The organism is Actinomadura sp. 7K534, from assembly GCF_004348575.1.
GTDB lineage: Bacteria > Actinomycetota > Actinomycetes > Streptosporangiales > Streptosporangiaceae > Spirillospora > Spirillospora livida.
This window is the reverse complement of record NZ_SMKB01000392.1, coordinates 1-3,857: the sequence shown is the minus strand read 5'-3', so window position 1 is coordinate 3,857 and position 3,857 is coordinate 1. Positions and strand designations below refer to the sequence as shown.

Annotated in this window: 3 protein-coding genes; all 3 read left to right on the top strand. The window is 72.3% G+C overall.

The genetic code is table 11. The features are described from left to right. The coding region (locus E1266_RS39745) for a hypothetical protein (RefSeq protein WP_243719322.1) at nt 1-1,129 on the top strand (1,129 nt) is incomplete at its 5' end. Next, on the top strand, nt 1,023-2,243 hold the full coding sequence (locus E1266_RS36120) for an oxygenase MpaB family protein (protein WP_347876774.1): 1,221 nt from the start codon (nt 1,023-1,025) through the stop codon (nt 2,241-2,243). The genes E1266_RS39745 and E1266_RS36120, both read left to right, overlap by 107 nt. A 79-nt stretch (nt 2,244-2,322) precedes the next feature. Continuing rightward, the coding region (locus E1266_RS36115; RefSeq protein ID WP_207946130.1) for a right-handed parallel beta-helix repeat-containing protein at nt 2,323-3,857 on the top strand (1,535 nt) is incomplete at its 3' end.

Sequence of the window (3,857 nt, the reverse complement as noted above, 5' to 3'; positions counted from 1 at the left end):
GCCCCACCCACCCGATGCCGCCGCCCGCGGCCCGGCTCCGCGCGCCGACCGGCCGGCCGCGGGCGGCACGGAGGGCTTCGCCATGTCCGTCCAGTACCAGCTCCTCGCGTTCCTCTCCACCGGCGTCTACTTCGCCGGGCTGGCCTTCTTCAAGAAGGCCGCGGTCGAGATGCCTCCACTCCAGGGGAGCCGTCCCTGGCACCTGGCCCGGACCCTGCTCACCAGCGGGACCTGGGTCACCGGCGCGGCCGTGCTCGGCGCGGGAGCCGCCGTCCAGGTGGCGGCGCTGACCGGCCTGTCGCTGTCCGAGGCGCTGCCGCTGTTCCTGGCCGGGCTGGGCGTGCTGGTCGCCCTCGCCGTACTGGTCCTCGGCGAACGGCTCACCGCGCGCGAATGGGGCTGCGCGGGACTGCTGGCCGCGGCGGCCGTCCTGCTCCTGAGCGCCACCCCGGGGGACGACGCCGCGGCCGGCGGCGAAACGCCTCCGGCGCCGCTGGTCGTGGCCGTCGCCCTGCCCTCGCTGCTGGTGCCCTGCATCATGTTCCTGGCGAGCGACCGGGCCCGCAGAGGCGCCCACGCCCGGCCGCTGACGGGCGTCGCGCTCGCCATCAACGTGGGGCTGCTCACCGGAACCAACGAGCTGATGCTGCGGGGGGCCGCGCCCCTCGCCGACGAGCCCGGCGCCCTTGCCGGGACTCCCCACCTGTACATCTTCGCGGTCGCGGCGCCGCTGGCGATGGGCCAGCTCCAGATCGCGCTGCAGCGCAGCCGCCTGGTGGTCGTGGGGCTCGTCGCCACCGCGACGGCGAAGACCTACCTGCTCCTCCTGGCCACGCCCCTCTACGGGGACCCGTGGCCTTCCGAAGGCGACCGGGCGGCACTGGCCCTGGCGCTGACGATCCTGGCCGTCGCCGCCGTCCCGCACCACGAACCCCGAGACACCGCACCCCGAGATTCGGCCGCACGACCGGAAGGAACGCATGGACCGCATGGACCACCAGCGCCTGCAGCACCCCGCCTGGATGTCGAAACCTCCGTGGCCCCTCGTCCTGCGTCATCTGGCCCATGGGGACATCCGGGCGACTCCCGCGCAGCTCACGGTGTTCCGGTCGTTCGCCGAGGCGGGTGACCCGCCGGCGGACGCGGTCGCGGAGATGATCGCGCGGCTCCCCGGGGGCACCGGCCGGCGGCTGTTCGAACGCGCACTGCACGAGGGCATCGACGCCGTCGAGGACCCGCCGCGCGAGCTGGTGGACTTCTTCGCCGAGGTGGACGCCGTCCCGTACTGGGTGGACGCCGACCGGCTCGAACGCGGCGCCCGGGTCATCGCCCGCACCGGCCTGCTCGGGCTCGCGGTGGTGATGCCGTGCACGTCCCTCTACGGCGGCTACCTGGCCTCCCGCGCCAACAAGACCCTCGTCCGCACCGGCGACCTCGACTCCATGGCGCCGCGCCGGCTGGCCGAGACGGCGAGCTGGTGGGTGGACGCCACCACCCCCGGCGGGCTCGGTCGGTTCGACACCGGCTTCAAGCAGACGCTCCGGGTCCGCGTCATGCACGCGCAGGTGCGCGCCGCGATGCGCCGCCGCGACGACTGGGACCACGAGGCGTGGGACGCGCCCATCAACCAGGTCCAGATGACCGGGACCCTGCTGCTGTTCTCCCTGGTGATGCTGCTCGGCTCGCGCGCCCTCGGGCTCCGGTTCTCCGCCGCCGACCGGGCCTCGGCCATGCACTTGTGGCGCTACGTGGGCCACCTCATGGGCGTCCACCGCGACCTGCTCCCCGCCACGGAGGCCGACGCGTGGCGGCTGCTCTGGCTGGAGGGCGTCACCGAGTTCATGCCGGACGACGACTCGCGGCGGCTCGCCCGGTCGCTGCGGGACGCGGCGGCCCCGCTGCTGCTCCCGCCCCGCCTGAAGAACTCTCCCCTGGCCCAGCGCCTGCTGACGAACTACCTGTTCTCGTACAGCCGCATCGTCCTCGGCAAACGCAACGCCGACTTCCTCGGGGCGCCCGACCTGAAGGCGTACCGGGCCGCCGTCCTCGGCACCTCCACCGCCGTCTTCGCCCTGGAGAGCGTCCGGCGGGTGGTGCCCGCGGCCACCCGGTTGGGCGAACGCATCGGGCAGCGCCGCCGCACCGCGCTCGTCCAGCGCATGCTGCTCGAACAGCACGGCGACCGCACCCACAGCCGCATGGACGGCCGCAGCCCCGGGGGCCGGGCCCTCAAGGGCGTCTGACGTCGCGCCGGTGGCCCGATGTGGCCGATGGGTCGGGTGGGTCTGGGCAAGATCCCGAAAAGCGTTCATATTCCCGGTCATGATGGGCAAGCGCGTCTCGCGCACCGCAGTCGCCGCACTCGCGTTCGCCGTGGCCCTGGGTCTGATGGCGGCCCCGGCCCTCGGCCACGCCGAGCGCGAGGTCAGGTTCCCGGCGGGGACGGGCAAGGTCCCGACGTACCGCACGGCGCCGGCATCGCAGAGGCTCGTGGTGTGCAAACCGGAGTCCGCCGGGCTGATCGAAAGCTATACGGGGTGGTTGCGGACGCTCAACGAACGCCTCCTCGCCGAATGCTCGTACCGGCACATCCAGGCCGCGGTGAACGACGTCACCGAGCGCGGCACGACGATCTACGTGCTGCCCGGCACGTACCGCGAGGAGCCGAGCCGCGCCGACCCGAGCCCGGAGTGCGCCCCGCTGGAAGGGAAGGATCTGCTCAGCTACGCCGAGCAGTACGCCTGCCCCAACCTCCAGCAGCTCGTCGCCGTCTTCGGGGACGAGACACCGGACGACGACGACCGCACATGCGACAGCCCCCGCTGCGACCTCCAACTGGAGGGCACCGGCCGTGAGATGACCGACGTCGTCGTCGAGGGCGGCTTCAAGTCCGACGGGACGTGGGCGAAGCTCAACGGAATCCGCGCCGACCGCGCGGACGGCTTCTACCTGCGCAACATCACCACGCAGCTGTTCGAGTTCAACGGGGTGTACATCCTGGAGCAGGACGGCTTCGTGATCGACCGCGCGCTGGCCCGGTGGAACGAGGAGTACGGCTTCCTCACCTTCGCCAGCGACCACGGCCTCTACACCGACTGCGAGGGCCACGGCAACGGCGACGCCGGCATCTACCCGGGGTCGGCCTCACCGCTCAACGGCCGCCGCCATTCCATCGAGATCCAGCGCTGCGACTCCCACCACAACGCGCTCGGCTACTCCGGCACCGCGGGGGACTCCGTCTACGCGCACGACAACACGTTCCACCACAACTCGGCGGGCGTCTCGATGGACAGCGCCTTCCCCGGCCACCCCGGCCTGCCGCAGAACCACGCGACGTTCGAGAACAACCTGATCTACAGCAACAACGTCAACTACTACGGCAACGTCTGGGACGGCACCTGCGCCAAGCTCCCCCGGGACCGCGGACATGAACGCGGCGTCGTGTGCCCCGCCCCGCCGGTCCCGGTCGGAACCGGCCTCCTGCTGGGCGGCGGCAACGACAACAACTACGCCCACAACCGCCTGTACGACAACTGGCGCAGCGGCTTCCGGCAGATCTGGGTGCCGGCTCCGCTCCGCGGCGAGAACGACCTGCTGAAGTTCCGCGACACCTCGCACCGCAACCGCTACACCGGCAACGCCTTCGGCGTCGCGCCGGACGGAAGGGTCCTGCCCAACGGCCTGGACATCTGGTGGGACGAGCAGGGCGACGGCAACTGCTGGCAGGGCAACACCTCGTCCTGGGGAACGGTCAGATCCGACCCGGCCACCCTCCCGGACTGCGCCCGCCCGTCCGGCTGGACGATCTTCTCCCCCTTCGGCAACCTCCTGAAGGTCCTGGCCGCCCTCCCCTGCTC